A 24128-nucleotide genomic window follows, 5' to 3' on the forward strand; every position below is an offset into this window, starting at 1 on the left:
CGGGGCGGGCGCGCTGTGCCGCACCACAGTGCGCCCGCCGAGGCCGCACGGCCGGGTGCGGTCTCGGCTCGGGCGGCGGCCATGGGAGCCTCCGGCGCGACGACCGCGACGACCGCGACGACCGGGGCGGCGGGGGCAGCGGGCACCCGCGCACCCGTCAGGAGATGCACCGTGAAAGTCCTGCGACCCGCGCTGGCGAAGGTGCCGTGGATACTCGCGGCGCTGGCCCTCGCGATCGGCGTGCTGCTGGACCTCATCGCGCCCGAGCCGTACACGGGACTCCCGCTGCTGGCCGCCGCGCCGCTCGTCGCGGGCGCCACGCTCTCCTTCCGCGCCGCGCTCGCCGTCGTGTGTGTCACCTGCGTGGTCTCGGTGGCGGTGGACATCGAACGCCGACGCCCGGCGACGCCCTTGCTCGTCGATCTGGCCGTCGTCGGCTTGATCGGCATACTGGCTCTCGGGGTCAACCGGCTCATCGTGCGGCAGGGGCGGGATCTGGCACTGGCCAGGGATGTCGCGGAGGCAGTCCAGCGGGCGGTGCTCCCGCACCCGCCGCGGGAGGTCGGGCCGCTGGACGTGGCCGCGGGGTATACGGCGGCACAGGCCGAGGCACAGATCGGCGGTGACTTCTACGCGGTGCAGGAGACGCCGTTCGGGGTGCGGATGATCATCGGGGACGTACGGGGCAAGGGCATCGCGGCGGTCGCCGCCGTGTCGGTCGCGATCGGCGCGTTCCGTCAGGAGGCCGAGTACACCCCCACCTTGGTCACGCTGGCGGAACGGATGGACGAAGCGATGGCCAGGGCAGCGGCCCGTGGCGGCCCGGTGATCTCCACGGAGGGCTTCGCCACCGCCGTACTGGCCGAGGTGTCCGCCGACGGCGAGCTGCTGAGCCTGGTGAACCGCGGGCATCCGCCTCCGTACCTGGTGCACGACGGGCAGTTCGTACGGCTCGACCCGACCCTCCCACAGCTGCCTCTCGGGGTGGGACTCGGCGATCTCGCTCCCCCCGGCCCCGTATCCGTCGACACGGTGCGACTACCACCCGGCGCCTCCCTCCTGCTGGTCACCGACGGTGTCACCGAGGCACGCGACCGGCGGGGGATCTTCTACGACCCGGTCCGCTCAGATCGCATGCGCAGGTCGTTCAAAGATCCAGAGACGCTGGTCGACGCCCTCACCAAGGACGTCGGCCGCTGGACCGAGGGCGACCACGAGGACGACATGGCCATCCTGGCCGTCACCCGGCGCCGCCCTTCCCACCCCACCTGACCAGGAAACGTCCCGTCGTGCCTGTTCAGACGCCCGCTGATCCTGACTCGGATCTCAGCTCGGCGAGGACCGCCGCGTGGTCGGACGGCCAAACGCCGTTCACCGCCCGGTCTGCGACGCGGCGGACGGAGTCGACAAAGCCGAGGCCCTCGGGACCCGGCGGCCCGACATGGATGTAGTCGACTCGGACGCTGGGCCCGAAGTCGGCCGCGATGAACGGGTTGGCCGTGTCCCAGGTCGTCGAGGGCTGCGTGGGGTCGGCGTACTCCCAGGCGTCGAAGAAGACCTGGCCGGGGGCGGCGGGTGCCGTTTTGTAGCCGCCGAACAGCCGGACTTCGTCAGAGTCCGGCCAGGCGTTGAAGTCCCCCGTGATCACCGGCGGGAAGGCGGTGCCGGTTCGATGCGCCGCGACGAACTCGGCGAGCACTCTGACCTGTTCGCAGCGCACCGCGGAGGCGTCGACGGCCGAGGTCAGATGTGTGGTGAAGAACGGCACCGGCTGGGAGGGCGCAGCCAGCCGTGCGTACAGGGCGAGACGGCCGTCGTCTTCACCCGGGCCTGCGGGCAGCTGCACCACGTCCTGCTCCGCGAGGGGCCAGCGGCTGAGGATGGCGTTGCCCATGGCGATCGTCGGATCCCCCAGTCTGCGCTGCCAACGGTGTGGTGCCCGAGACGGTGCCCAGGTCCAGTACATGCCGAGGTCGTCCGCCAGCCACTGCGCGAGGTTCTCCACGTCCGAGGCCCACACTTCCTGGAGCCCGACGACATCCGGCCGGAGATCGCGCAGCACGGCGAGTATCGCCTTGCGCCGCTCTTGCCACGCGCCGAAACGCCACCACACGTTCCATGTCAACACACGCATCGTCAGCCGCGCCCTTCCACTCTGCTGTGTCCAAGAATCCGGCTCCCGCGCCCCTGGCCCACCCGCCCCGTGAGCAGGCGATGGTGCAGACAGCGATACCGACCAGGGCGCCATGTCACCGTCCCGCGGAACCGCCGCCTGCGGCACACCCGGCCCGTATGCGCCCGTATGCGCCCGTATGTCGCGGATGGTCCAGGTACATCCGCGCAGCCGCGGTCAGATGTCCTCGGGGTCCAGCTCGAACGTGAAGTAGATGCTCAGTGTGTAGGGCTCGTCCTCATCGTGCGTGAAGTCCCATGACACATCTACCAGGAAGACCTTGTGGTCCCTCACCCACTCATGGGCCTTCCCGAAGGCTTCCGCGGCCGTGGTCGCGGGGAAGAGCTTCCTGGCCATGGGATGCACCTGACTCTCGGCATCCCTGTCGTCGAAACCCTTCGGTACGTCCAGGCAGAGGCCGGGATCGAACTCCATGGACTACGCCCTTCCAGTCGTCCTACCGCTACGAGTCGCCAGAGGCCGGCCCTCTGAGCACGACGCCCGGTAGGACCACCGCACTCCCGGAACGGTTGCTTCTGCCGAACAGCGGCGAGCCGGCAGCCTGACGGTCTGCCCACGGCCGTCGAGGTTCGGCCGTCGAAGGTCGGTCGCAAAGGTCGGCCGTCGAAGGTCGATGCCGACCGGTTGACGATCAGCCGGACGAACCTGGGCCACTAGTTCCGAAGCGGAACCCCAGAGCCCTCGTCAACTCCGTCACCAGGTCCTCCGCGAGCGGGTCCGCCTCGGCCACGAGGACCGCGGCCACCGCATCGGAATCAGGCTCACGGCCGGCTTCTCTCGCCCATGCCACTGCGGGCCCGGCCGCCATCGTGTTCCGCTCGACTATCTCCTCTGGCGCTCCGTAGGAGTCCCGCGCTGTCTGCGGTGACAGCACGCATTCCCACCGCTGCCCCTGCGGGCTCGTCGCCTCCACCGCCACCACATCGCTGTCAAACACATGGGCGACGAGCACCGGAGCCCGGGTCTCTTCGATGAGGGAGTCGGCGGGCCTACCACCACCATGAAGTTGCACCATCTGCCACACACCATCCCGGGCGGACCAGCACATCTCACCGCCTGCCTGGTTCATCGCCGGCAACTCCGTCAGAGGTCTGTCGCTCCGCGCTATCACGAAAGATCCAAAGAATCCCATGAGCGGAGACCATAGGCCGCACCACTGACAGACCCCGCGTTCGGACCGTCGGGGCCGGGTCCGACCGTCGGGCTCGGCTCGGGCCGTCGCGGCCGGTTCGGAGCGTCAGGTCCCGACGGCTCACCCGTTGATCGACGCACCGGCGGAAATTCCCTACCGTGGTGGCCGGAAAGGGCGGAGACTCATCTCATGGCTGACATGGAGTCGTTCCGGGAAGCGGTCACGGCGTGGGCGGCCGGTGGCCCCGGCGACCCCGCGCGCGAACTGGCCGCGCGGCTGCCCGTTCGAGCAGCCGTCCTGCTCGAAGGGCCGAGCGACGCCGCAGCGGTCAGCGCACTGGCCGCGATCCGCGGCCGGGACCTGGCGGCGGAAGGAGTCTGCGTCCTGCCGATGGGCGGCGCGATGAACGTCGGGCGCTTCGCACGCCTCCTCGGGCCACCCGGCCTGGGCCTGCGCCTCACGGGGCTGTGCGACGAGGCGGAGCGTCGCTACTACACCCGCGGCCTGGAGCGGGCCAGTGCGGCACAGCAAGGGTTCTTCGTCTGCGCGGCGGACCTGGAGGACGAACTCATCCGCGCGCTGGGCGTGACACGCGTGGAGGAACTCGTCCGGGCGGAAGGCGACCTGCGCGCCCTGCAGACCTTCCTGCGCCAGCCCGCACAGCAGGACCGCGCCCCACAGCAGCAGTTGCGTCGCTTCTTCGGCACGAAGAAGGGGCGCAAGATCCACTACGGTCGTGCCCTCGTCGAGGCCCTCGCCCCCGACCGCATACCCGCCCCACTCGACGGCCTCCTCACCAGCCTCTGACCGCTGGGCGGTATCCATCTCCCCTCTCCAGTGGTGGGCCAACCAGCGCACATGCCTGGCCCGTCTTCCCGTCAGGGTGACGGCCACCGCCGGCGCGGGCGAGTGGGAGGCCGTGATCCCACCTCCCCTCGACCACGACGCCTACGAAACCCTCAAACAGCTCCTCGACACGGACCCCTGCCTCACCCTTCGCTTCGACGACTCCACCGTCGAAGTCCAAGCTGAGGACTTCGACGACAACGTCGGTCACCTTCGGCTGGCCGCTATCCCCACCTCTTGGCCCTCATTCCTTTTGGGACATGCCGCATCCGGCATCATGGTCGGCAGTCACGGGCAAGGTGAGAGGGCGTGTACTGCAGGTGTCTGGGGTCGAGCAGGCAGCGCTTACGGAGCTGTGGCAACAACGGTGGCCCGACTGCCCACCCGTGGGTCACCAGCTCCGCGGCTCCTACAGGGACGTCTGGGTGCGCTTTCACAGCCTTCCGGAGTCGAAGCGGTACCCGCAGGACGAGAGCGAGTACGCCATCGTCCTGCACCGTTACAACAGCGTCCTCGATGAACTCTTCGCCGGTACGGACGTGTACGTGATCACTCCGGTTTGGACGACCGATCCCGACGTCCCGCCGCATCAACCGGACGCCGGTTACTGGCGGAGTCTGCTGGTGGCGGACGACGTCGACCCAGAGTTCCGCACGTACTACCACCTCTTCGCCTCCAGGCAGCCTTGGCAGCACGGCTGCATCAATGATCTGCTGCGTGACGTCGCCGACGACAAGGTGGCCGATGTCTTGATCACCGACATCCGGCTGCAGCGCATCCACCATCCCTATGACGGTGGCGCTGACGTCTTCCTCGCCACTCCCGAAGAGCGGGACGGGATGCGCGACCGGCACGCCGGCTGGCTTTCCAGCCACCCGGCCGGCCTCTGACCGGCCGGCGTGCTGTTTCTGTCCGCGGCGGAGCCCGGTTCAGGCGGTCAGCCGACGGCAGCAGATGAACGCCGGGCGGTGCGATGCCGGCGAAAGCACAGAGGTGCTCGGCCTTGCGTTCGTAGCGGCGGTGCACCATGCGCAGCCGACAGTACCTCCCGGCACCGGATTCGTTCGCTGCGCGGTCGTCGGTCAGCCGGTGGCGCTGCGTGAGAGGGAGGCGGGCCCGGGGCGGGGGGTGGTCGGCGCGGGGGTGGGTGTCCTCGGCCGGGCTGGATTGTCGTTGCGGGCCTGTTCCAGGGCTCGGGTGAGGTGGATGCGGTACCACATCACCTCGTCGAAATCGTCCGCTGTCAGTACGCGCTCGTAGGCTTCCCGGGCCGCTGGTGTTGCGGTGATGGCCGACGCGAGGGTGGGCCTGAGCCGGCGGAGCAGGGAGCGCTCCAGTGGGTTCTCGGCCACCGAGGCCAGTTCTTCCGGAGGGAGTACGGCGGCGATCACCGCTGCGGACTCCCAGGGGTCCTCGGTCTGGCCCATCAGCTGGCCGACCCTTCGGCTGCGCCACTGGCGCGCCCGCCTGTCCTGTCCGTTCTCGAGCATCACCCGCATCGCGGCGGGGGTGTTGCCGCGCAGCAGATCCGGTTCTCGGTCGGCGAAGTCGGTGACTTCGGAGGCGAGATAGAGCCAGACCACCGCGCCGTAGCGGTTCACATAGAACCGGACGGGTCCGAAGCAGCCGGCTCGGGTCAGCCGCAGGACGCGGCCGGGGCCGACGCCCATCAGGGCCGCGGCCTCGGTCGTGCCGACCGTGCGGACGCGCTCGCGGAGCGCGTCGGGGAAGCCCGGCTCGGCCTGCAGCCGGGCGACCTCCTCCGCCGGGACCCGGCGCCGGCCCGGTGCTCCGGCGCCGCCCGGCCGGCCGTCGCTGCCGGCGGCCGCGATCGTTCGTACTTCTCCGAGCTGGGCGGCGAGCTCGAACTCGCCGGTCCTCAGCTCCAGTTCGCGGGCTGCTCGCCCCATCGCGAGCGTCTGCCGCCCGTCGCACATCACTGTCATGTCGGTTCCCCCGCAACTCGGTCGATCACTGACAGTGACGACCATAGCCGCAGCCAATGACAGTGCGTCAACCTCTCCCGCCGGCCTGTGGATAACTCTCCGGCTGGCGGACCGCGACGCCCAGATGCTCCCCGACGCGATTGACCAACAGGGTCATCTCGTAGGCGATCTGGCCCAGATCGGCGTCGGCGCCGGCCAGCACGCACAGGCAGCTGCCGTCCCCCGCAGCCGTCACGAACAACACCCCGTCGTCAAACTCGATCATGGTCTGGCGTACCCGCCCGACGCCGAAGTGGAGTGCCGAGCCCTTGGCCAGGCTGTGCAGTCCCGAGGCGACGGCCGCGAGGTGCTCGGAGTTCTCCCGCCCCAGCTCCTCGCTCGCACCGGTCACCAGCCCGTCGTTGGAGAGCACCAACGCGTGCCGTACCTTCTCCACCCGTTTGGTCAGGTCGTCCAGCAGCCAGTCGAGTCCGCTGCTCAATGCCATGTGCCGCTTCCTCCCCGTATCCCCGTCCGCGCGCCCGGCCGGACGGCAGGCCCGCGGTCCGTCCGCAGCCTGCCGTGCCAGCCTGTCCCACCTCCGCCGTCTCGGCAAGCGGCCCTGCGGTCCGGCGCGCCACACGGCGCGAGTTCGTGCGGCACCGGGAGGATGCCGGTATGGGACACAAGATGAGCAAGGCCGAGTGGCGGCGGTTCCTCTCCGAAGGCGCCCGCACCGGCAAACTGGCGACCGTACGGGCCGACGGCGGACCGCACATCGCCCCCGTGTGGTTCCTCTTGGACGGCGACGACCTGGTGTTCAACACCGGCGCGGAGACCGTCAAGGGCCGCAATCTGGCCCGCGACGGCAGGGTGGCGCTGTGCGTCGACGACGAACGGCCGCCGTTCTCCTTCGCGGTCGTGCAGGGGTCCGCGGAGATCAGCGACGATCTGCCGGAGGTGCGCGACTGGGCGACCCGGATCGCGGCCCGTTACATGGGCGAGGACCGTGCGGAGGAGTTCGGCGCCCGCAACGGGGTGCCGGGTGAGGTGGTGGTCCGCGTCAAGATCGACAAGGTGGTCGCCGTCGCGGCGCTCGCGGACTGAGGTCCCCCGGCGGCACCGACCCTCCGGCTGTCCGCTCCCGGGCGCGGGGACGCCGCCCGATCGGACCACCGCTCACCCCACCGGCGCCGGCACCCTGGCGGAGTGCCGGCGCCCGGCGTGCTCGACGAGCCGGACCAGGACCTCCTTGCCCGAGTCGCGATCCCTCGCGTCGCAGAGCACGACGGGGGTGCCGCGGTCCAGGTCCAGCGCGCGGGCGACCTCGTCGGCACCGTAGGACCGTGACTCCGCGAAGCAGTTGACGGCCACCAGGAAGGGGATCGCACGGCGCTCGAAGTAGTCGACCGCGGGGAAGCAGTCCTGCAGTCGACGGGTGTCGGCCAGTACCACGGCTCCCAGTGCGCCCTCGGACAGGTCGTCCCACAGGAACCAGAAGCGGTCCTGCCCCGGGGTGCCGAAGAGGTACAGGGAGAGCCCCTGCCTGATGGTGATGCGGCCGAAGTCCATCGCCACCGTGGTGGTGGCCTTCCGCCCGACCGGTCCGGTGTCGTCGACCGCCTCGCCCGCCGCGGTGAGTCCTTCCTCGGTACGCAGTGGGCGGATCTCGCTCACCGCCCCCACCAGGGTGGTCTTGCCCGCGCCGAAGCCGCCCGCGACTAAGATCTTCAGGGTCAACTCGGGGTCGGGGACCGGGGCTGCGCCGTCCGGGGCCCCTAGTGCGGCGTTCATCGGCCGTCTCCTCCAGGATGCAGGTCCTGCGCGTCACGGGGTATACGGATGCATGGCTCGACGAGGGGAGCCTTCGGCGGCAGAGCGCCGCGCGAATCCATGGCGAGGACCGTACCCGGCGCGGAGCGGGATTTCCGCCGGTTCGCCAAAGCCGTCGTCTTCTTCGATCAAGAATCCCACCGACCCTGATTTCCATGGTAGTTGGGTCGTACGTTCGTTCCCCGCGGCACTCGCCCATGGGAGATCATGTCCCCCATGACGCAACAACAGGAACGCGAGGAGCTCGGACCGCCCGCCGCCGCGAACACCTCGGCCGGCTCCGTGGAACGCAACGGCATCGATCCGGTACCGGACAGCGAGCGGCACGGCACGCCCCGGTCCCTGTTCTGGCCCTGGGCCGCATCGGGGCTGTCACTGCTGGGCATCGCCTACGGGATCTACCTGATGGGCCTCGGCCTGAGTCCCTGGCAAGCGATCGCCACCGGGGCGCTCGGTTATGTGCTCTCGTTCCTGCTGGTGGGGCTGGTCTCGGTCGCCGGTGCCCGTACGGGCGCGCCCACCATGGCGATCGGCCGGGCGTCCTTCGGGCTGCAGGGCAACAAGCTGCCCACCTTATTCAGTTATGTCTCCAACGTCGGCTGGGAGACCGTGCTCGTCGCGCTCTCCTCCCTGGGTGGCGCGGTGATCCTGGCGCGGGTCGCGCCGGGCACCTTCGCCCACGCCGACGGGCGGACGCCGACCACGGCGGCGCAGGCGGTCTGCTTCGCGGTGACCGCGGTCGCGGTGGTGGTCGTCGGCATCTACGGGCACGCGCTGATCATGAAGGTGCAGAAGTATCTGACCTGGGCCATCACCGCATTGACCGTGGTGTACATGGTGCTGATGGCCGACCGCGTCGAGTGGTCCGCCCTGGGGGACGGCCGGTCGGGCGGCCTCGGCACGTTCGTCGGCGGCGTAGTGTTCGCGATGACGCTCCTGGGGCTGGGCTGGGTCAACTGCGGTGCGGACTACAGCCGTTATCTGCCGCGTCACAGCAGTGGGCGGGCCATCACCGGGTGGACCACCCTGGGCGGAGTGCTGCCCCCGCTGGTGCTGCTGGTCTTCGGTGTGCTGCTGAACGCCGGTGATCCCCAGCTCGCCGAGGCCGCGACCGCCGACCCGGTGAGCGCCCTCGCGGCGGAGCTGCCGACCTGGTTCCTGGTGCCGTATCTGCTGACCGCCATCGGGGGCTTCGCCTCCGGGGCGATCATGGACATCTACAGCTCGGGCATGTCGATGCTGGCGCTGGGCATTCCCGTCCGCCGGCACCTCGCGGTCCTGGTGGACGGTGTGCTGATGGCCGTCGGCGGCTGGTACGTCCTGTTCGTCTCGCCCAGCTTCTTCGCCACGTTCCAGGCGTTCCTGTCGATCATCGGGGTGGCGATGGCCGCCTGGACGGCGGTCTTCCTGGTGGAGCAGTGGCGCCGCCGCCACACCGGTTTCGACCTGCGAAACGTACGGTCCCTGGGCTGGCCGGCGGTGCTCTCGCTGATCGTCGCCACCGTCGTCGGGCTGGGCCTGATCACCTCGGCGGACCCGCACATCGCCCGGGCCGTAGGCTTTCTGCTGACCGACAGCGCCGCGAAGGGCACTCTGGGCGCCATGAACCTCGGCGTCGTGGTGGCGCTGGCCGTCGCCGGCGTCCTGTACGCCGTCACCGCCCCTCTCGCCGCCCGACGCACCGCGCCCGAAGGAACACCATGACCGACCACCACGCCGACCGGCCGCACGAGGTCCGGGCGTTCTTCGCGGCCCGCGCCGCCGGCTGGGACGCCAAGTTCCCCCACGACGCTCCCGCCTATGCGGCGGGCGTCGCCGCACTGGGCCTGCAGGAGGGCGACCGGGTGCTGGACGCCGGCTGCGGCACCGGGCGTGCGCTGCCGGCGCTGCGGGAGGCCGTGGGGCCGCGCGGCGCGGTGCTGGGCGCGGACCTCACCCCCGAGATGCTGCGGGCCGCCGTACGGGCCGGGCGCGACCGGCATGCGGCGCTGCTGCTCGCGGACGCGGCCCGGCTTCCGCTGCCCGCGGCCTGCCTGGACGCGGTCTTCGCCGCCGGCCTGATCTCCCATCTGCCGGACTCGGCCGGTGGGCTCGGCGAACTGGCCAGGGTCGTACGCCCCGGTGGCCGGCTCGCCCTCTTCCACCCCATCGGGCGGGCCGCCCTCGCCGCGCGCAAGGGCCGCCCGCTCACCCCCGACGACCTCCGGGCCGAGCCGAATCTGGGTCCCCTCCTGGCCGGGGTCGGCTGGGACCTGACCCGGTACGAGGACAAGGACGACCGCTATCTGGCGCTGGCGGTCCGCCGGGGCTGAGCCCGGCCACCGGGGTTGAGCCCGGAGACCAGGGCCGAGCCCGGCCACCGGGCGGCCCGTGGTTCAGGACGCCGCCGGGTCCTCTCCGTGGGGAACCGGGCAGCCGCCGGTGCGGCGAGAGGCGGCGGGGAAGGTGCCCAGTTCGGCCACCCGGAAGCCGTTCGGATAGCCCTTGATCTCGGGATTCTGGCGGGCGTAGTGCGGGGTGCGGCGGGGCGGCAGCAGCCGTACGGCCTTGGCGCGCAGCTTCAGGGCGCCGCGTACGGCCTTTTGGACCGCCGGTTTGGGCCGGTCGTAGCGGAAGGCGGCCAGCAGCGTGTCGTCCAGGAGGGCCTTGCTCGCGCCGCGCACCACCGGGGCGAGCGGTCCGTACCAGCCCGCCATCAGGTCCAAGGTGGCGTCCGACACCCGTCGGGCGCCCTCGTCCCAGCCGAAGTGCGCCGCCTCGTAGGCGTCGAGGCACCGCTCGAAGTCCTCGTAGGTCTGCGGGAGTTCGGCGATGCCCATATGGCTGCCGAGGGTGCGGTAGTAGGCGGCGACGGCACGCTGTTCATGCCGGGTCAGGCGCCGCCAGCCGTACGCGTCGAGCCAGCGCTTGGGCACCACCACGAAGGTGCACAGGACATAGCGCATGTCGTCGTTGGTGATGTCGTAGCGGCGGTGCATCTGGTTGATACGGCGGATCGCCGTCCGGCCGTCCTCGCCGTCGAAGCCGTGCTCCAGGACGGCGTCCAGAAGGAGGGCGGTGTCGTCATAGCGCTTCTGGGTGCGGTCCGTCAGCTCGGCCGTTCGTGCCAGTAACCGGCCGATGCTGGGCACGGCGTAGGTGCGGTACAGCGCGAGTTCCAGGGCCCGGGTGATGTCCCAGGGAAACTCGTGCGTCGCGATGATGCGGTAGATCCGCAGGAAGTCGCGCTCCGGGTCGAGCCGCCGGATCTCCTTGAGCCAGTCGTAGCGCCGCACCTGGCACCTGTCCCTTCGATCGCCGAAAGGGCAATTTTAGGGGTGGGCAGGCGGGTTGAAGGATGGCGACGGCCGCCAGATTGCGGCGGCGCATGGCCGGATTCCGTCGCCTCAGGAGCCGGATTCCACCGCCTCAGGAGATCGCCGTAGGGTCCGCCACGGCCAGCGCCCGCCGCACCGGCATACCGGTGCGCCCGGCCAGCGCGAGCCGCTCACGGACCTCGCGCGGGGTGCGCGGGCGGTAGCCGGGGCCCGTACCGCAGCAGCCGCCGTGGAACGTCAGGCCCGCGCGCAGTACCGCCTCCAGAGCGCGCCAGCCCGCCACGTCCCGCCGCTTGGGGACCGCCAGATCGGCGCCCGCGTCGATCAGCTCGCCGCGGCACTGCGGGCAGTGTCCGGGGCCGGGCCCGGTCGGTGTCCTCTTCCACGCGGTCCGGCAGCTCAGGCACACGAAGTGCATCCGGCGGCTGTAGAAACACATAGGCGCAGCGTAGGGCTGGTGACAAGCCGCTACCAACCCCATTAGGGTGCGCCGACGTACTGAGCCACGGACCGGGATGGGGAGGCCTCGTGCCCACGACCGAGAGCGCCGACAACGACCAGTTGTTCGTGCTGACGGCGGTGCTGCTGACGCCCGCGCAGTTCCCGAGCGTGCTCGGTGACGACTACCCCGAGGTGTGCGCGGGCCTCGGCCTGGAACCGTACGCGGAGGGCTATGGGCTGGTCCTCGGCCAGGACGGCTCCGGCGCGCGCTGGACGGTGGCGACGGAGGACGTGTCGCTGGTGGCCTGCGCGATCGCGGCCTGGGACTGCGGTATGGAGTACGACCTCTCGCCCGGGGAGAGCAGCATCGTCGCCGCGCTTCCCGGTTGGCCGCTGGCCCTCGCCGTGTCGGCGCCGGGCGTGCCGCAGCCGCACGACCCCCCGCCGGAGGAGGGTGATCCGGCGCCGCTCGCCCCACCGGACGCCGCGGAGTGGGGCCCCGCCCAACGGCGGCTCGGTGCGGACGAGATCGCGATGCAGTGGGCGGCGTGGCGCGAGCAGGTGGATGGCGACGTCAGCTTCGCCGCACCGGGGGACGAGGCCCACGAGGGCGTACGGCGGGTGCTGGAGGAGGCCCGTGGCTATGTGGCCGATCCGCCGCCTCCGGGCCGGGTGCGGTCGTCGTTCGCGGCCGGGGAGGCCCGGACGCTGCGGGTCGACGGGCCCGGCTGGAGCATGGTCGCGCGCACCGACGACATCGCGTTCGTGCTGCTGGACGAGGAGCCGGGCGAGGTGCACCCCGTGGGCCGGGGGCCGGAGCTGCCCGGTCTGCTGGCGTCGCTCGACGAACTGGCGGCGCGGCCGGTCTGAGCGCAGTCGCACGGGCCCCCGCGGACCGCGGCGGGGGCCCGTCGGCTCAGCGACCGAGCTGCTTGCGACCGACCCGGCGCAGGCGGCGGCGCTGGGAGGAGTCGAGGGTCAGATACGCGACGGCCGGGACGCCGACCATGACCAATACGGCCGCCCAGAAGGGCAGCAGCCACAGCAGGATCACTCCCACCGCAACGCCGCCGATCGCGACCTTCGCCTGTGTGGACATCCTTCACGCCCCTTTCGCGGCGCCCGCCGCACTCTGTGTACTCCATTGAACGCCGTTTCGACGCCGCAGGTTCCCTGCACGGCGCCGCCGTGCTGTACCCTCGGGCGCTTCAGGCGCCATTAGTCAAACTTGAGGAGTCCCGGACCCAGTGCCCTCCCTCCCCACGGTCACCCCGGCTCGGCCCGCCGAGCTCGCCCGCTGTGCGGCGGTCTTTCTGCCGTCGGATCCGCCACGAGCCGGGCGGGTCGCCTTCTGGCGCCCCGACGGCGAGCCCGTCGCCGACACACCGCACGACCGGCTGGGCGTCGCCCTGCCCGGCGAGGACGGTGCGGTCGAGGTGTGCGAGGTCCCCGCCCTGGTGCTGCCCGTCGCCGACGCGCTGCCCGTGCTCACGCGCGCCCGGTCCGCCCGGGGCACCCATCCGGCGGCGGCCTTCTGGGGGGCCGCGGCCGTGCTGGCGCTCCAGTTGGCGGCTCGCGGACGGCTGCTGCCAGGGGTGAGCCCCGAGGGGTTCGACGCCTGGCGGGCGGGTCCGCTCGATCCGGGGGACGTCGGGCGGCTGCGTGATCTCGCGGCCGCGATGCCGCCGTACGCGCACGCGGTCCCCCTTGCGGACAGCGACCCGGTGGCGCTGCCCGACCCCGAGTGGCAACTACGGGCCTTCCTCGACGCGGTGGCGGACGGGCTGCCGCGCTCCCCCGCCGCGGCGCTGGTCACCGGCGCGCCGGCCTTCGCGGCGGCCGCGCCGAGTCACGTCCCCGAGCAGCGCGCCTGGGCCGCGGACGTCGCCGCCGGCCATGACGCGGGCGTACGGGTCTCCCTGCGGGTGGAGGTCGAGGGGGTGGACGGCCCCGGTGGTCAGGACGCCTCGCTGCCCCCTGGGGACACCGATTCCTCCCCCTCCTTCACCGCCGTGCTGCAGCTGCACAGCCTCACCGACCCGACGCTGGTCGCGGACGCCGCCGAGGTGTGGGTGGGGACCTCGCCGGCGGGGCAGGCGTTCGGGCCTCGGGCACGGATGGACACGCTGCTGACGCTGCGCCGCGCGGCCGGTGCCTGGGCTCCGCTCACCCCCCTGTTGTCCGCGGCGGTGCCCGACGTGCTCCAGCTCGCCGACGAGGAGGTCGCCGAGCTGCTCGGGCCGGCCTCGCGGGCGCTGGCCGCCGCCGGAGTGCAGGTCCACTGGCCGAAGGCGCTGGCACGCACCCTGACCAGCCGGGCCGTGGTGGGGCCGCCCGACGCGGCGGACGGCACCGGCCCGGACGCGCCGGAGTCGGCGCTGCCGTCCTTGCTGTCGGCGAACGCGCTGCTGTCGTTCAGCTGGCGGTTCGCGGTGGGCGACCAGGAGATCGGCAGGGCGGAGCTGGACCGGCTCGCCGAGGCGGGGCGGCCGCTGGTCCGGCTGCGCGGCCAGTGGGCGCTGATCGACCCGGAGGCCGTACGGGCCGCCCGCGACCGCCGGGACCACAAGGTCACCCCGCTCGACGCGCTCGGCGCCGCGCTCACCGGCAGTGCCGAGGACCCGGCCGGCGGCCGGGTGGAGGTGCAGGCCTCGGGCTGGCTCGCCCGGTTGCGCGACCGGCTCGCCGACCCCGAGGGCGCCGACGGCTCCCCGGTCCGGCAACCCGCGGCGCTCACCGCGACCCTGCGCGACTACCAGCTGCGCGGTCTCGGCTGGCTGCACCGGATGACGTCGCTGGGGCTGGGCGCCTGTCTCGCCGACGACATGGGGCTCGGCAAGACGATCACGCTGATCGCGCTGCATCTGCACCGGCAGCAGGAACGTGCGTCCGCCGGTCCGACGCTGGTGGTCTGCCCCACCTCCCTCATGGGCAACTGGCAGCGGGAGATCGAGAAGTTCGCACCGGGCACACCGGTGCGCCGCTTCCACGCCGGGCGGCGCAGCCTGGGCTCCCTGGTGGAGGGCGAGTTCGTCCTGACCACGTACGGGACGATGCGCCTGGATGCCGCGAGGCTCGCGGAGGTGGACTGGGGGCTGGTCGTCGCCGACGAGGCGCAGCACGTCAAGAATCCCTTCTCCGCGACCGCCAAGGCGCTGCGGACCCTTCCCGCCAAGGCCCGGGTGGCGCTGACCGGCACCCCGGTGGAGAACAACCTGTCGGAGCTGTGGGCGATCCTCGACTGGACGACGCCCGGCCTCCTGGGGCCGCTCGGCCGGTTCCGTACGCGGTATGCGCAGGCCGTCGAGGGCGGCGTGGCGGCGTCCGCGGAGGCGGGCGCGGCGGCCGAGCGGCTGGCCCGGGTGGTGCGGCCCTTCCTGCTGCGCCGCCGCAAGTCCGATCCCGGGATCGCGCCGGAGCTGCCGCCCAAGACGGAGACCGACCGTGCGGTGGCAGTGACCAGGGAGCAGGCCGGGCTGTACGAGGCTGTGGTGCGCGAGGGGCTCGACGAGATCTCCGGGACGGACGGGTTCACCCGCCGCGGGTTGGTCGTCAAACTGCTCACCTCGCTCAAGCAGATCTGCAACCACCCCGCGCAGTATCTGAAGGAGTACGGCCCCAAGGACGGCGCGGCGGCCGCCGCGGCCGTCACGGTCTCCGGGCGCTCGGGGAAGGTCGAGCTGCTGGACGAGCTGCTCGACACCCTCCTGTCCGAGGGCGCGAGTGTGCTGGTGTTCACGCAGTACGTGCAGATGGCGCGGCTGCTGGAGGCCCATCTGGCGGCTCGGGGGGTGCCCACGCAACTGCTGCACGGCGGGACGCCGGTGGCCCGGCGCGAGGAGATGGTGCGGCGGTTCCAGGACGGTGCGGCGCCGGTGTTTCTGCTGTCGCTGAAGGCGGCCGGTACCGGGCTGAACCTCACCCGGGCCTCGCATGTCGTGCACTTCGACCGCTGGTGGAACCCGGCCGTCGAGGCGCAGGCCACCGACCGTGCGTACCGCATCGGGCAGACCCAGCCGGTGCAGGTGCACCGGTTCGTCACGGAGGGCACGATCGAGGACCGGATCGCCGAAATGCTCTGCCGTAAGCAGCGGTTGGCGGACGCGGTCCTGGGATCCGGCGAGGCCGCGCTGACCGAACTCACCGACGCCGAGCTGGCGGACCTGGTCGCACTGCGAGGGAGCGAGCGATGAACACACCCGGGAACGACACGGCGGGGTACTCGGACGGGGCCGCGGCGGCCGCCCCCGAGCGGACGTTCGCCGCGCTGCCGGTGACGCGCGGCCGGTCCTTCGCGCGGAGTTGGTGGGGACAGGCGTGGCTCAAGGCGCTGGAGGACTCCGCGCTCGACGGCGAGCAGGTCAAACGGGGACGGCGGCATGCGCGGGCCGGTGCGGTCGGCGCGGTGTCGGTACGCCCCGGGCGGATCACCGCGCTGGTCCAGGACCGCGACCACACGCGCCACCGGTCCGACGTCCTGCTGCAGCGGTTGAGCGCGGCCGACTGGGACCGCTTCCTGGACCTGGTCGCGGACCGGGCCGGGCATATCGCGGCGCTGCTGGACCGGGACATGCCGCCGGTCCTGGTCGAGGACGCGGCCGCCGCCGGGATCGAACTCCTGCCGGGCATCGGCGACCTGGAGTCGGAGTGCGGCTGCGGGGCGTGGGACCACTGTGCGCATTCGGCGGCGCTGTGCTATCAGGTGGCGCGGCTGCTGGACGAGGACCCGTTCGTGCTGCTGCTGTTGCGCGGCCGGGGCGAGCGGGAGCTGCTCGACGAGCTGCAGGCGCGCAGCGCGTCACGGGCGGCGGTGCCCGTGGGCGAGGACGCGCCGGCCGCCGAGCCGGGCGCGGGCGGGGTGCCGGCCACCGAGGCGTACGCGGCGCGCGACATCCTGCCGCCGCTGCCCGCGCCACCGCCGCCGGTCGACACCCCGGGCGCCGCACCGGCGCTCGGCGGCGGCACCCCGCCCGCGCCCGGAGTGACGGTGGCCGCACTGGAGTTGCTGATCGAGGACACCGCGGCGCGCGCCCAGCGGCTGCTCGCGGACGCGCTCGGCGCCGGGCACCCGGACAGTGTGCCGCCGCCCCCTCTGACGCCCGCCCAGGACGCGGTGCGCATGGCGGCGAGGGGTCCCGGAGAGGAGATATCGGCGCGGCTGGCGGCCGGTTCGGGGCGCGATCCGCGGGGTCTGGCACTGGCCGTACGGGCCTGGGAGTTGGGTGGCGCCGCCGGGCTCGCGGTCTTGGAGGAGGAGTGGACACCAGAGCCGGCGGCGCTGGCGCGGGCGGCCGGCCGGCTCGCGGCCGCCTGGGGGGACGGCGAGACCCGGCCGCGGCTGCGGGCCGCCGGCAACCGCTGGACGGTGGTCGGCGGCGATGCCCAGCTGCGCTACGGGCGGGACGGCCGCTGGTGGCCGTATCGCAGGGAGGGCGGGCGGTGGGTGCCCGCGGGCCCGGCCACGGACGATCCGGCGGGCGCGCTCGCGGGGCTGTCGGCGCAGGAGTGAGCGGTCCAGGGGCGGCGTGACCACGGGCCGGGGGCGATCACCGGCCCCGTCTGGCCGGCCCGATCCGCCCCATCCGGCTGCGCCGTGCCCCCGGCCGTGATTCGCTGAGCCCACCCCCCGCCAGGCAAGTCGCCCGCAGCAGGAGGACCAGTGACCGGTACTTCGCAGCACGCGCCGCAGCAGCCGACTCACGGACAGCCGCAACGGACCGCCGACGACACGCACCGCGCACCGCACCCCCCTGGCCACCCGCACCCCCGCCTCCGGTACTACGAGGACCGCTCGCCGGGCAGCGGAGCGCTGCCGCCGCGCGCCTGGTACGCGAGATCGGACGCCGTCCGGCTGTCGCTGCACGGCACCTGGCGGTTCCGGCTGTCGGCGCGCGCCGACGCCGAGGACGACGCGTTCGCCCGCCCGGACTTCGACGACGCCCAGTGGCAGCAGCTGCGGGTGCCGGGCACCTGGGCGCTCAAGGGATTCGGCGCGCCCGCGTACACCAACACCGCCTACCCCTTTCCGGTCGACCCGCCGAGGCTGCCGGACGAGAACCCCACCGGCGACCACCGGCACGTCTTCGATCTGCCCGACGGCTGGGACGAGGGGCCCGCGGTGCTGCACTTCGGCGGGGTGGAGTCCTGCGCCCGGGTGTGGCTCAACGGGCGGGAGCTGGGGCACTTCAAGGGCAGCCGGCTGCCGCACGAGTTCGAGGTCGGACATCTGCTGCGGCCGCGCCGCAACGTGCTGGCGGTGCGGGTCCACCAGTGGTCGTCGGGCAGCTATCTGGAGGACCAGGACCAGTGGTGGCTGCCGGGCATCTTCCGGAACGTGTCGGTCCACCGCCGTCCCGAGGGCTCGGTCCTCGACCACTTCGTGCACGCCGGGTTCGACCACGTCACCGGGCGGGGCACACTGCGCGTGGAGTGCGAGCCCGGCGGGCGGGTGACCGTACCGGAACTGGGGCTCGATCTGGCGACCGGACAGAGCGCGACGGTCCCGGTGCGCCCCTGGACCGCCGAGGAGCCGCACCTCTACGACGGGGAGCTGGTCACCGCCGGCGAGCGGGTCCCGCTGCGGATCGGGTTCCGTACGGTCCGGGTCGAGGACGGACTGCTGAAGGTCAACGGCCACCGGATCCTGCTGCGCGGCGTCAACCGCCATGAGTTCCACCCGCTCTACGGGCGCACCGTCGGCCCGGAGACGATGCGCCGGGATCTGCTGCTGATGAAGCGGCACAACATCAACGCGGTGCGCACCAGCCACTATCCGCCGCATCCGGCGTTCCTCGACCTCTGCGACGAGCTGGGCATGTGGGTCGTCGACGAGTGCGATCTGGAGACGCACGGCTTCGCCCAGCAGGGCTGGCGGGACAACCCGGTCGACGACGAGCGCTGGGAGCCGGCCCTGCTCGACCGGGCCCGCCGGATGGTCGAGCGGGACAAGAACCACCCCAGCGTGGTGCTGTGGTCGCTGGGCAACGAGTGCGGGACGGGCCGCGGGCTCTCCGCGATGGCCTCCTGGATGCGCGAACGCGACCCGTCCCGCCCGCTGCACTACGAGGGCGACCGCAGCTGCGCCGACACCGACGTCTACTCCCGGATGTACGCCGACCACGCCGAGGTGGAGCGCATCGGGCAGCGCGCCGAGGAGCCGCTGGCCGATCCGGACCTCGACGCCCGGCGGCGTGGACTGCCCTTCCTGCTCTGCGAGTACGCGCACGCGATGGGCAACGGGCCGGGCGGGCTGAGCGAGTACCAGCGGCTGTTCGAGACCTACCCGCGCTGCCAGGGCGGTTTCGTGTGGGAGTGGATCGATCACGGGCTGCGGCAGCGGACACCGGACGGTGCGGTGTTCCACGCCTACGGCGGCGACTTCGGTGAGGAGCTGCACGACGGGAACTTCGTCTGCGACGGGCTGGTCTTCCCCGACCGGGCGCCCTCACCGGGCCTGATCGAGTTCAAGAAGGTCGTCGAGCCGGTGCGGATCGAGGGCGAGGCCGCGGGCGACGGCCCGGCGGACGCGGTCCGGATCACCAATCTGCACGACTTCGCCGGCCTGGGGCACCTGGCCTTCCTCTGGCGGTACGAGGTGGAGGGCGAGGTGCGCGGACACGGGCGGCTGGAGGTGCCGGCGCTGGCGCCGGGCGAGTCGGCCGTGGTGGCGCTGCCGGAGGCGCCGGCCGAGAAGCGGGAGGGGGAGGCCGTCTGGACGGTGCGGGCGGTGCTGGACGAGGACGCCGCATGGGCGCCGGCCGGGCACGAGATCGGCTGGGGCCAGGTGCCGGCCGGCCGGCGCCCCGTCGCCGCTCTCCCGGCGGCCACCGCCAGGCCGCGCCGCGGTGAGGGCAATGTGATCCTCCTCGGTCCGGGGACCTTCGACGCCACCACGGGGGCGCTCGGCTATCTGGACGGTGTACAGCTCCGCGGCCCCCGGCTGGACGTCTGGCGGGCGCCGACCGACAACGACGAGGCCGCGCCCTGGCAGCCGGGGCCGCGGCCGGCGACCGAGTGGCGGCGGCTCGGTCTGCACCGGATGCGGCACCGCGTCGACGCCGTCGAGTCCGGCCCGCAGGCCCTGGTGGTCCGTACCCGGGTCGCGCCGGCCGGGTCGCCCCTGGCGCTGCGCACGGTCTACCGGTGGAGCGCCCACCGCGAGGCGCTGCGGCTGGAGTTGACCGTCGATCCCGAGGGCGACTGGCCGGTCGCGCTGCCGAGGCTCGGGGTGCGGATGTCGGTGAGCGGCAGCCTGGGGTTCGCGGAGTGGTTCGGCGGCGGGCCCGGCGAGGGCTATCCGGACACCCGGCAGGCCGCACGGCTCGGCCGCTGGACGATGCCGGTGGACGCGCTGCAGACGCCGTACGTCCGACCGCAGGAGAACGGTGCGCGGCCCGGGGTGCGCTGGGTGCGGCTGACCCGTACGGACGGCTCGGGCCTGCGCATCGAGGGCGACCCGGACTTCTCCTTCTCCGCCCGTCGGTGGACCGACGAGGAGCTGACCGCGGCCCGGCACACCACGGACCTGCGGCCCGGTGAGGACCTCTGGCTGCATCTCGACCACGCCCAGCACGGCATCGGCAGCCAGTCGTGCGGGCCGGGAGTGCTGCCGCGGCACCGGCTGGAGGCGGCCCCGGCGCGGTTCTCGTTCGTGTTCTCGTCGCTGCGCCGAGCGTCACTGCGCTGAGCCCGCGGGGCGCCGGGGCGAGGCGCCGGCCGCCGGCGGTGTCAGCGGCCGGCGCTACGATCCGAAGGGAGAGCGGACGACCGGCGCACCGGGCCGGGAATCCGGCGGGCCGGGCGGGAGAGCGCCCGGCCGGCACCGCGCATCGAGAGGCTTCGCACCATGGTCAGCACCTCCCCTTCGCTCGCCGACGCGCTCGCCGCGGGGCCGGTCGTCCTCGACGGCGGGTTGTCCAATCAGCTGGAGGCCGCCGGGGCCGACCTCAGCGACGCGCTGTGGTCGGCCCGGCTGCTGGCCGAGGAGCCGCAGGCCGTCGTGCGGGCGCATCTGGCGTACTACCAGGCCGGGGCGCAGGTCGCGATCACCTCCAGCTATCAGGCGACGTTCGAGGGCTTCGCGCGGCGCGGCATCGCCGAGGAGCAGGCCGCGGAGCTGCTGCGCCGGAGTGTGGAGCTGGCCCGCGAGGCGGCCGGGCTGGCGCAGGCCGGCGGGATCGCCGGGCCGCTGTATGTGGCCGCGTCGGCGGGTCCGTACGGGGCGATGCTGGCGGACGGCTCCGAATACCGCGGCCGCTACGGCCTGTCGGTGGCGGAGCTGGAGCGGTTCCACCGGCCGCGCCTTGAGGTGCTGGCCGCGGCGCGACCCGACGTGCTGGCGCTGGAGACCGTGCCGGACGCCGACGAGGCCCGGGCGCTGCTGCGGGCGGTCCGCGGGCTCGGGGTGCCGGCCTATCTGTCGTACAGCGTCGCGGGTGACCGCACCCGGGCCGGGCAGCCGCTGACCGAGGCGTTCGCGGTGGCCGCCGACGCGGACGAGGTCATCGCGGTGGGGGTGAACTGCTGCGCGCCCGACGACGCGGACCGGGCGGTGCGGACGGCCACGCGGGTCACCGGCAAGCCGGTGGTGGTCTACCCCAACAGCGGGGAGAGCTGGGACGCCGAGGCGCGGGCGTGGTACGGCAACCCGGCGTTCGGCGCGGAGCGGGTCGCCGGCTGGGCGGCGGACGGCGCCCGGCTGATCGGCGGCTGCTGCCGGGTGGGGCCGGATGTCATCGCCGGGCTGGCGGCCGGTCTGGGCCGCTGAGGGGCGGCCGCAAAAAGCGGGACCGTCGGTCGGTTCGGACGCGTACGCGGGTCGAAGGCGTTACACAGACGCAACCGAAGCAGCGGCGACAGCCCTGCTGGTGGGTGGCAGTATGCAGGCCACATCGCAGCACGCACCACATGGATGATCTTCGTCACGCACTGGAGGACCGGTGTCCGCTCGCTCAGCGTTGCCTGTCATAGCCGTTGCCGCGGCCGTCGCCGTCCTGGCGGGGTGCACCAGCACCAAGTCCGACGGGAAGAAGGGTTCCGGCGGCCTGGAGTTGGTCTCCTCCGGCACTCTCAAGACCTGCACCCACCTTCCGTACGCGCCGTTCCAGGTGAAGAAGGACGGCAAGGTCGTCGGGTTCGACGTGGACCTGGTGGATCTGGTCGCCAAGGATCTGGGCGTCAAGCAGGAGATCGTCAACACGCCCTTCGAAGGCATCGAGACCGGTCAGGACTTCACCGTCCGCAAGTGTGATCTGGCCGCGGCCGGCATGACGATCACGCCGGCCCGCGACAAGGTGATGGATTTCTCCGACCCCTATTTCAACGCCACCCAGGCGCTCTTGACCAAGAAGGGCAAGGCCTACAAGAAGGTCGAGGACCTCAAGGGCAAGAAGCTCGGCTATCAGAAGGCCACCACCGGCGGGATCTACGCCAAGGAGCACGGCAAGGGCGTCGAGCTGGTGGAGTTCGAGGATCTGGGGCTGCTGCTGACCGCGGTGAAGTCCGGCCAGGTCGATGCCGGTATCAACGACAACGGTGTGCTCTTCGACTATGTGAAGCAGAACGCGGACACCGAGGTCACCGCGGAATTCAACACCGGTGAGCACTACGGAATCGGCGTGCGCACCGGCAACGACGCCCTGCGCAAGAAGATCAACGAGGCCATCAAGAAGGCGAAGTCCGACGGAAGTTACGACCGGATCTACAAGAAGTGGTTCGGCACCACTCCGCAGAGCTGAGGCCGGTCCTGATGCCCCTGTCCAAAAGACGGCGCGCGCGGCTGATCCGCGGCGTGCAGTACGGCGTCCTGGTGGTCGCCGTGGTGGTCATCGCGCTGGTCGCCGACTGGCACCAGCTGCGGTCGGCGTTCTTCGACGTCGAGGTCGCCAAGGCGCTGTTCCCCGAGATCATCACCACGGCGCTGGTCAACACCGTCATCTACACCCTGCTCGGATTCGGGTTCGGCCTCGCGCTCGGCCTGATACTGGCGCTGATGCGGCTGTCGTCGGTGCCGCCGTACCGCTGGATCGCCATCACCTATATCGAGTTCTTCCGCGGAATCCCGGCGCTGCTGGTGTTCATCGCGCTGGGCTTCGGTGTTCCGCTGGCCTTCGAGGTCGCGCTCGATATGAACGTGACGGTGATGCTGTCCCTCGGCCTGGTGGGCGCCGCGTATATGGCGGAGACCATCCGGGCGGGAATCCAGGCGGTGCCCAAGGGCCAGACGGAGGCGGCGCGTTCGCTGGGGATGTCGCACGGCCGGGCGATGGTGTCGATCGTCATTCCGCAGGCGTTCCGCATCGTGCTGCCGCCGCTGACCAACGAACTGATCCTGCTGACGAAGGATTCCTCGCTGGTCTATCTGCTGGGACTGGCGCTCCATCAGTTCGAGCTGGCCAACTTCGGCCGGGACGCGCTCAATGAGCACAAGAGCCTGACCCCGATCCTGATCGCCGGGCTGCTCTACCTCGTGATCACCCTCCCGCTCGGCCAGCTGGTCCGGCGGCTGGAAGCCCGTACGGCGAAGGCCAGGTGAACTGCATGACGACGGACCGGGCGGCCGCGTCCGCCGAGGACGCGAAGGCCATCGACGTACAGGGCCTGCGCAAGGCGTTCGGCGAGCTGGAGGTGCTGCGCGGGGTCGACTTCTCGGTGGCGCGCGGAGAGGTGGTGTGCGTCATCGGTCCCTCCGGTTCCGGGAAGTCGACGCTGCTGCGCTGCGTGAACCTGCTGGAGGAGCCCAGCGCGGGACGGGTCACGGTGGCCGGGACCGATGTCACCGACCCGGACGTGGACATCGATCTGGTCCGGCGGCGGATCGGGATGGTCTTCCAGGCCTTCAACCTCTTTCCGCATCTGACCGCGCTGGAGAACCTGACGATCGCTCAGCGGCGGGTGCTGCGCCGCGACCGCGCCGACGCGGAGCGGATCGCCCGCGCCAACCTGGAGCGGGTCGGGCTGAGCGACAAGGCGGCGGCCTATCCGGCGCAGCTGTCGGGCGGGCAGCAGCAGCGGGTGGCGATCGCCCGCGCGCTGTCCATGGAACCGGAGCTGATGCTCTTCGACGAGCCGACCTCGGCCCTCGATCCCGAGCTCGTCGGCGATGTGCTGGCGGTGATGCGCGGGCTGGCGCGGGAGGGCATGACGATGCTGGTCGTCACCCATGAGATGAGCTTCGCCCGGGAGGTCGCCGACCGGGTGGTGTTCATGGACGGCGGGGTGATCGTCGAGGAGGGCACTCCGGAGCAGGTGGTGGGCGCTCCCCGGCACGAGCGGACCCGGACGTTCCTGGCGCGGGTGCTGGATCCGGCGGCCGCCGAGATGGGCGAGGTCGCGGACCCGGGCGGGGACGCGGCGGTCGAACAGGTCTGACCGGTCAGGGCCGCGACGCCCGCTGAGGACCGCGGGCGTCGCGGTCGGCGGCCGCCGCACCCGCCCTCGTC

Annotated in this window: 23 protein-coding genes; 14 read left to right on the forward strand and 9 right to left on the reverse strand. The window is 72.3% G+C overall.

The window, feature by feature from the left end; genetic code table 11:
• Positions 1 to 171 precede the first annotated feature (171 nt).
• Positions 172 to 1272, forward strand: coding sequence for a PP2C family protein-serine/threonine phosphatase (locus tag ACFWZH_RS14000; protein WP_384429227.1), 1101 nt, complete (start codon positions 172 to 174; stop codon positions 1270 to 1272).
• A 25-nt stretch (positions 1273 to 1297) separates the two neighbouring features.
• Here ACFWZH_RS14000 and ACFWZH_RS14005 read toward each other — a convergent pair whose 3' ends face one another.
• The 3 genes from ACFWZH_RS14005 to ACFWZH_RS14015 all read right to left on the reverse strand — a co-directional run bounded on the left by ACFWZH_RS14005 (position 1298) and on the right by ACFWZH_RS14015 (position 3326).
• Complete coding sequence (locus ACFWZH_RS14005) at positions 1298 to 2134, reverse strand: endonuclease/exonuclease/phosphatase family protein (RefSeq protein ID WP_384429230.1); 837 nt, start codon at positions 2132 to 2134, stop codon at positions 1298 to 1300.
• A 216-nt stretch (positions 2135 to 2350) separates the two neighbouring features.
• The gene (locus ACFWZH_RS14010) at positions 2351 to 2608 is read right to left on the reverse strand and encodes a hypothetical protein (protein WP_384429233.1); all 258 of its coding nucleotides are present in this window, start codon (positions 2606 to 2608) and stop codon (positions 2351 to 2353) included.
• Positions 2609 to 2825: 217 nt separating this feature from the next.
• On the reverse strand, positions 2826 to 3326 hold the full coding sequence (locus tag ACFWZH_RS14015) for a hypothetical protein (protein ID WP_384429236.1): 501 nt from the start codon (positions 3324 to 3326) through the stop codon (positions 2826 to 2828).
• Between the two features lie 189 nt (positions 3327 to 3515).
• Between ACFWZH_RS14015 and ACFWZH_RS14020 the strand changes: the two genes are divergently transcribed.
• Both ACFWZH_RS14020 and ACFWZH_RS14025 read left to right on the forward strand, forming a co-directional pair.
• Complete coding sequence (locus ACFWZH_RS14020; RefSeq protein ID WP_384429239.1) at positions 3516 to 4133, forward strand: TOPRIM nucleotidyl transferase/hydrolase domain-containing protein; 618 nt, start codon at positions 3516 to 3518, stop codon at positions 4131 to 4133.
• A gap of 464 nt (positions 4134 to 4597) precedes the next feature.
• Positions 4598 to 5062: a hypothetical protein gene (locus ACFWZH_RS14025; RefSeq protein ID WP_384429242.1), complete on the forward strand. Its 465-nt coding sequence runs from the start codon at positions 4598 to 4600 to the stop codon at positions 5060 to 5062.
• Positions 5063 to 5254: 192 nt separating this feature from the next.
• Here the strand turns inward: ACFWZH_RS14025 and ACFWZH_RS14030 are convergent, their stop codons facing one another.
• Positions 5255 to 6118, reverse strand: a complete 864-nt coding sequence (locus ACFWZH_RS14030) for a DUF6397 family protein (RefSeq protein ID WP_384429245.1) — start codon at positions 6116 to 6118, stop codon at positions 5255 to 5257.
• Between the two features lie 67 nt (positions 6119 to 6185).
• Positions 6186 to 6605 (reverse strand): roadblock/LC7 domain-containing protein, encoded by a 420-nt coding sequence (locus ACFWZH_RS14035; RefSeq protein WP_384429248.1) that lies wholly within the window; start codon positions 6603 to 6605, stop codon positions 6186 to 6188.
• A 170-nt stretch (positions 6606 to 6775) separates the two neighbouring features.
• On the opposite strand from ACFWZH_RS14035, the gene ACFWZH_RS14040 reads away from it, so the two are divergent.
• Positions 6776 to 7204, forward strand: coding sequence for a PPOX class F420-dependent oxidoreductase (locus ACFWZH_RS14040; RefSeq protein ID WP_384429250.1), 429 nt, complete (start codon positions 6776 to 6778; stop codon positions 7202 to 7204).
• Between the two features lie 72 nt (positions 7205 to 7276).
• Here ACFWZH_RS14040 and ACFWZH_RS14045 read toward each other — a convergent pair whose 3' ends face one another.
• Positions 7277 to 7891: an ATP/GTP-binding protein gene (locus ACFWZH_RS14045; RefSeq protein WP_384429253.1), complete on the reverse strand. Its 615-nt coding sequence runs from the start codon at positions 7889 to 7891 to the stop codon at positions 7277 to 7279.
• A 255-nt stretch (positions 7892 to 8146) separates the two neighbouring features.
• Between ACFWZH_RS14045 and ACFWZH_RS14050 the strand changes: the two genes are divergently transcribed.
• Together ACFWZH_RS14050 and ACFWZH_RS14055 are read left to right on the forward strand one after the other, a co-directional pair.
• Entirely contained in the window at positions 8147 to 9634 is a 1488-nt protein-coding gene (locus ACFWZH_RS14050; protein WP_384429256.1) for a purine-cytosine permease family protein, read from the forward strand.
• Positions 9631 to 10242, forward strand: a complete 612-nt coding sequence (locus tag ACFWZH_RS14055; RefSeq protein WP_384429259.1) for a class I SAM-dependent methyltransferase — start codon at positions 9631 to 9633, stop codon at positions 10240 to 10242. The genes ACFWZH_RS14050 and ACFWZH_RS14055 overlap by 4 nt, the downstream gene beginning before the upstream one ends.
• A gap of 63 nt (positions 10243 to 10305) precedes the next feature.
• Here ACFWZH_RS14055 and ACFWZH_RS14060 read toward each other — a convergent pair whose 3' ends face one another.
• Positions 10306 to 11205 (reverse strand): oxygenase MpaB family protein, encoded by a 900-nt coding sequence (locus tag ACFWZH_RS14060; RefSeq protein ID WP_384429262.1) that lies wholly within the window; start codon positions 11203 to 11205, stop codon positions 10306 to 10308.
• Positions 11206 to 11338: 133 nt separating this feature from the next.
• On the reverse strand, positions 11339 to 11686 hold the full coding sequence (locus tag ACFWZH_RS14065) for a hypothetical protein (RefSeq protein ID WP_384429265.1): 348 nt from the start codon (positions 11684 to 11686) through the stop codon (positions 11339 to 11341).
• Between the two features lie 89 nt (positions 11687 to 11775).
• On the opposite strand from ACFWZH_RS14065, the gene ACFWZH_RS14070 reads away from it, so the two are divergent.
• The gene (locus tag ACFWZH_RS14070) at positions 11776 to 12558 is read left to right on the forward strand and encodes a hypothetical protein (protein WP_384429268.1); all 783 of its coding nucleotides are present in this window, start codon (positions 11776 to 11778) and stop codon (positions 12556 to 12558) included.
• A gap of 46 nt (positions 12559 to 12604) precedes the next feature.
• On the opposite strand, the gene ACFWZH_RS14075 is transcribed toward ACFWZH_RS14070, so the two are convergent.
• A complete protein-coding gene (locus ACFWZH_RS14075) occupies positions 12605 to 12787 on the reverse strand; it encodes a hypothetical protein (protein ID WP_384429271.1) in 183 nt (60 codons plus the stop codon).
• Between the two features lie 148 nt (positions 12788 to 12935).
• On the opposite strand from ACFWZH_RS14075, the gene ACFWZH_RS14080 reads away from it, so the two are divergent.
• The 7 genes from ACFWZH_RS14080 (at position 12936) to ACFWZH_RS14110 (ending at position 24057) form a co-directional block, all read left to right on the forward strand.
• Positions 12936 to 15881 carry an SNF2-related protein gene (locus tag ACFWZH_RS14080; RefSeq protein ID WP_384429274.1) on the forward strand — a complete coding sequence of 982 codons (2946 nt, stop codon included), beginning with the start codon at positions 12936 to 12938 and terminating at the stop codon, positions 15879 to 15881.
• Positions 15878 to 17197 (forward strand): SWF or SNF family helicase, encoded by a 1320-nt coding sequence (locus ACFWZH_RS14085; RefSeq protein ID WP_384429276.1) that lies wholly within the window; start codon positions 15878 to 15880, stop codon positions 17195 to 17197. The genes ACFWZH_RS14080 and ACFWZH_RS14085 overlap by 4 nt, the downstream gene beginning before the upstream one ends.
• 150 nt (positions 17198 to 17347) lie before the next feature.
• Complete coding sequence (locus ACFWZH_RS14090) at positions 17348 to 20374, forward strand: glycoside hydrolase family 2 TIM barrel-domain containing protein (RefSeq protein ID WP_384429279.1); 3027 nt, start codon at positions 17348 to 17350, stop codon at positions 20372 to 20374.
• Between the two features lie 159 nt (positions 20375 to 20533).
• Positions 20534 to 21454, forward strand: a complete 921-nt coding sequence (gene mmuM, locus ACFWZH_RS14095) for a homocysteine S-methyltransferase (protein WP_384429283.1) — start codon at positions 20534 to 20536, stop codon at positions 21452 to 21454.
• Positions 21455 to 21626: 172 nt separating this feature from the next.
• On the forward strand, positions 21627 to 22424 hold the full coding sequence (locus ACFWZH_RS14100; protein WP_384429286.1) for a basic amino acid ABC transporter substrate-binding protein: 798 nt from the start codon (positions 21627 to 21629) through the stop codon (positions 22422 to 22424).
• Between the two features lie 11 nt (positions 22425 to 22435).
• Positions 22436 to 23221: an amino acid ABC transporter permease gene (locus tag ACFWZH_RS14105; protein WP_384429289.1), complete on the forward strand. Its 786-nt coding sequence runs from the start codon at positions 22436 to 22438 to the stop codon at positions 23219 to 23221.
• Between the two features lie 5 nt (positions 23222 to 23226).
• Positions 23227 to 24057 carry an amino acid ABC transporter ATP-binding protein gene (locus ACFWZH_RS14110; RefSeq protein WP_384429292.1) on the forward strand — a complete coding sequence of 277 codons (831 nt, stop codon included), beginning with the start codon at positions 23227 to 23229 and terminating at the stop codon, positions 24055 to 24057.
• The last annotated feature ends 71 nt before the right edge of the window (positions 24058 to 24128 follow it).

It is taken from the genome of Streptomyces sp. NPDC059008, from assembly GCF_042749045.1.
Classification (GTDB): Bacteria; Actinomycetota; Actinomycetes; order Streptomycetales; family Streptomycetaceae; genus Streptomyces.

Excerpts from the sequence above, each read along its gene's own strand:
- ACFWZH_RS14030 (WP_384429245.1), bottom strand. The coding sequence starts at position 6,118 with ATGACAGTGATGTGCGACGGGCGGCAGACGCTCGCGATGGGGCGAGCA.
- ACFWZH_RS14065 (WP_384429265.1), bottom strand. The coding sequence starts at position 11,686 with ATGTGTTTCTACAGCCGCCGGATGCACTTCGTGTGCCTGAGCTGCCGG.
- ACFWZH_RS14085 (WP_384429276.1), top strand. The coding sequence starts at position 15,878 with ATGAACACACCCGGGAACGACACGGCGGGGTACTCGGACGGGGCCGCG.
- ACFWZH_RS14035 (WP_384429248.1), bottom strand. The coding sequence starts at position 6,605 with ATGGCATTGAGCAGCGGACTCGACTGGCTGCTGGACGACCTGACCAAA.
- ACFWZH_RS14040 (WP_384429250.1), top strand. The coding sequence starts at position 6,776 with ATGGGACACAAGATGAGCAAGGCCGAGTGGCGGCGGTTCCTCTCCGAA.
- ACFWZH_RS14045 (WP_384429253.1), bottom strand. The coding sequence starts at position 7,891 with ATGAACGCCGCACTAGGGGCCCCGGACGGCGCAGCCCCGGTCCCCGAC.
- ACFWZH_RS14010 (WP_384429233.1), bottom strand. The coding sequence starts at position 2,608 with ATGGAGTTCGATCCCGGCCTCTGCCTGGACGTACCGAAGGGTTTCGAC.
- ACFWZH_RS14015 (WP_384429236.1), bottom strand. The coding sequence starts at position 3,326 with ATGGGATTCTTTGGATCTTTCGTGATAGCGCGGAGCGACAGACCTCTG.
- ACFWZH_RS14075 (WP_384429271.1), bottom strand. The coding sequence starts at position 12,787 with ATGTCCACACAGGCGAAGGTCGCGATCGGCGGCGTTGCGGTGGGAGTG.
- ACFWZH_RS14105 (WP_384429289.1), top strand. The coding sequence starts at position 22,436 with ATGCCCCTGTCCAAAAGACGGCGCGCGCGGCTGATCCGCGGCGTGCAG.
- ACFWZH_RS14050 (WP_384429256.1), top strand. The coding sequence starts at position 8,147 with ATGACGCAACAACAGGAACGCGAGGAGCTCGGACCGCCCGCCGCCGCG.
- mmuM (WP_384429283.1), top strand. The coding sequence starts at position 20,534 with ATGGTCAGCACCTCCCCTTCGCTCGCCGACGCGCTCGCCGCGGGGCCG.
- ACFWZH_RS14055 (WP_384429259.1), top strand. The coding sequence starts at position 9,631 with ATGACCGACCACCACGCCGACCGGCCGCACGAGGTCCGGGCGTTCTTC.
- ACFWZH_RS14110 (WP_384429292.1), top strand. The coding sequence starts at position 23,227 with ATGACGACGGACCGGGCGGCCGCGTCCGCCGAGGACGCGAAGGCCATC.
- ACFWZH_RS14005 (WP_384429230.1), bottom strand. The coding sequence starts at position 2,134 with ATGCGTGTGTTGACATGGAACGTGTGGTGGCGTTTCGGCGCGTGGCAA.
- ACFWZH_RS14020 (WP_384429239.1), top strand. The coding sequence starts at position 3,516 with ATGGCTGACATGGAGTCGTTCCGGGAAGCGGTCACGGCGTGGGCGGCC.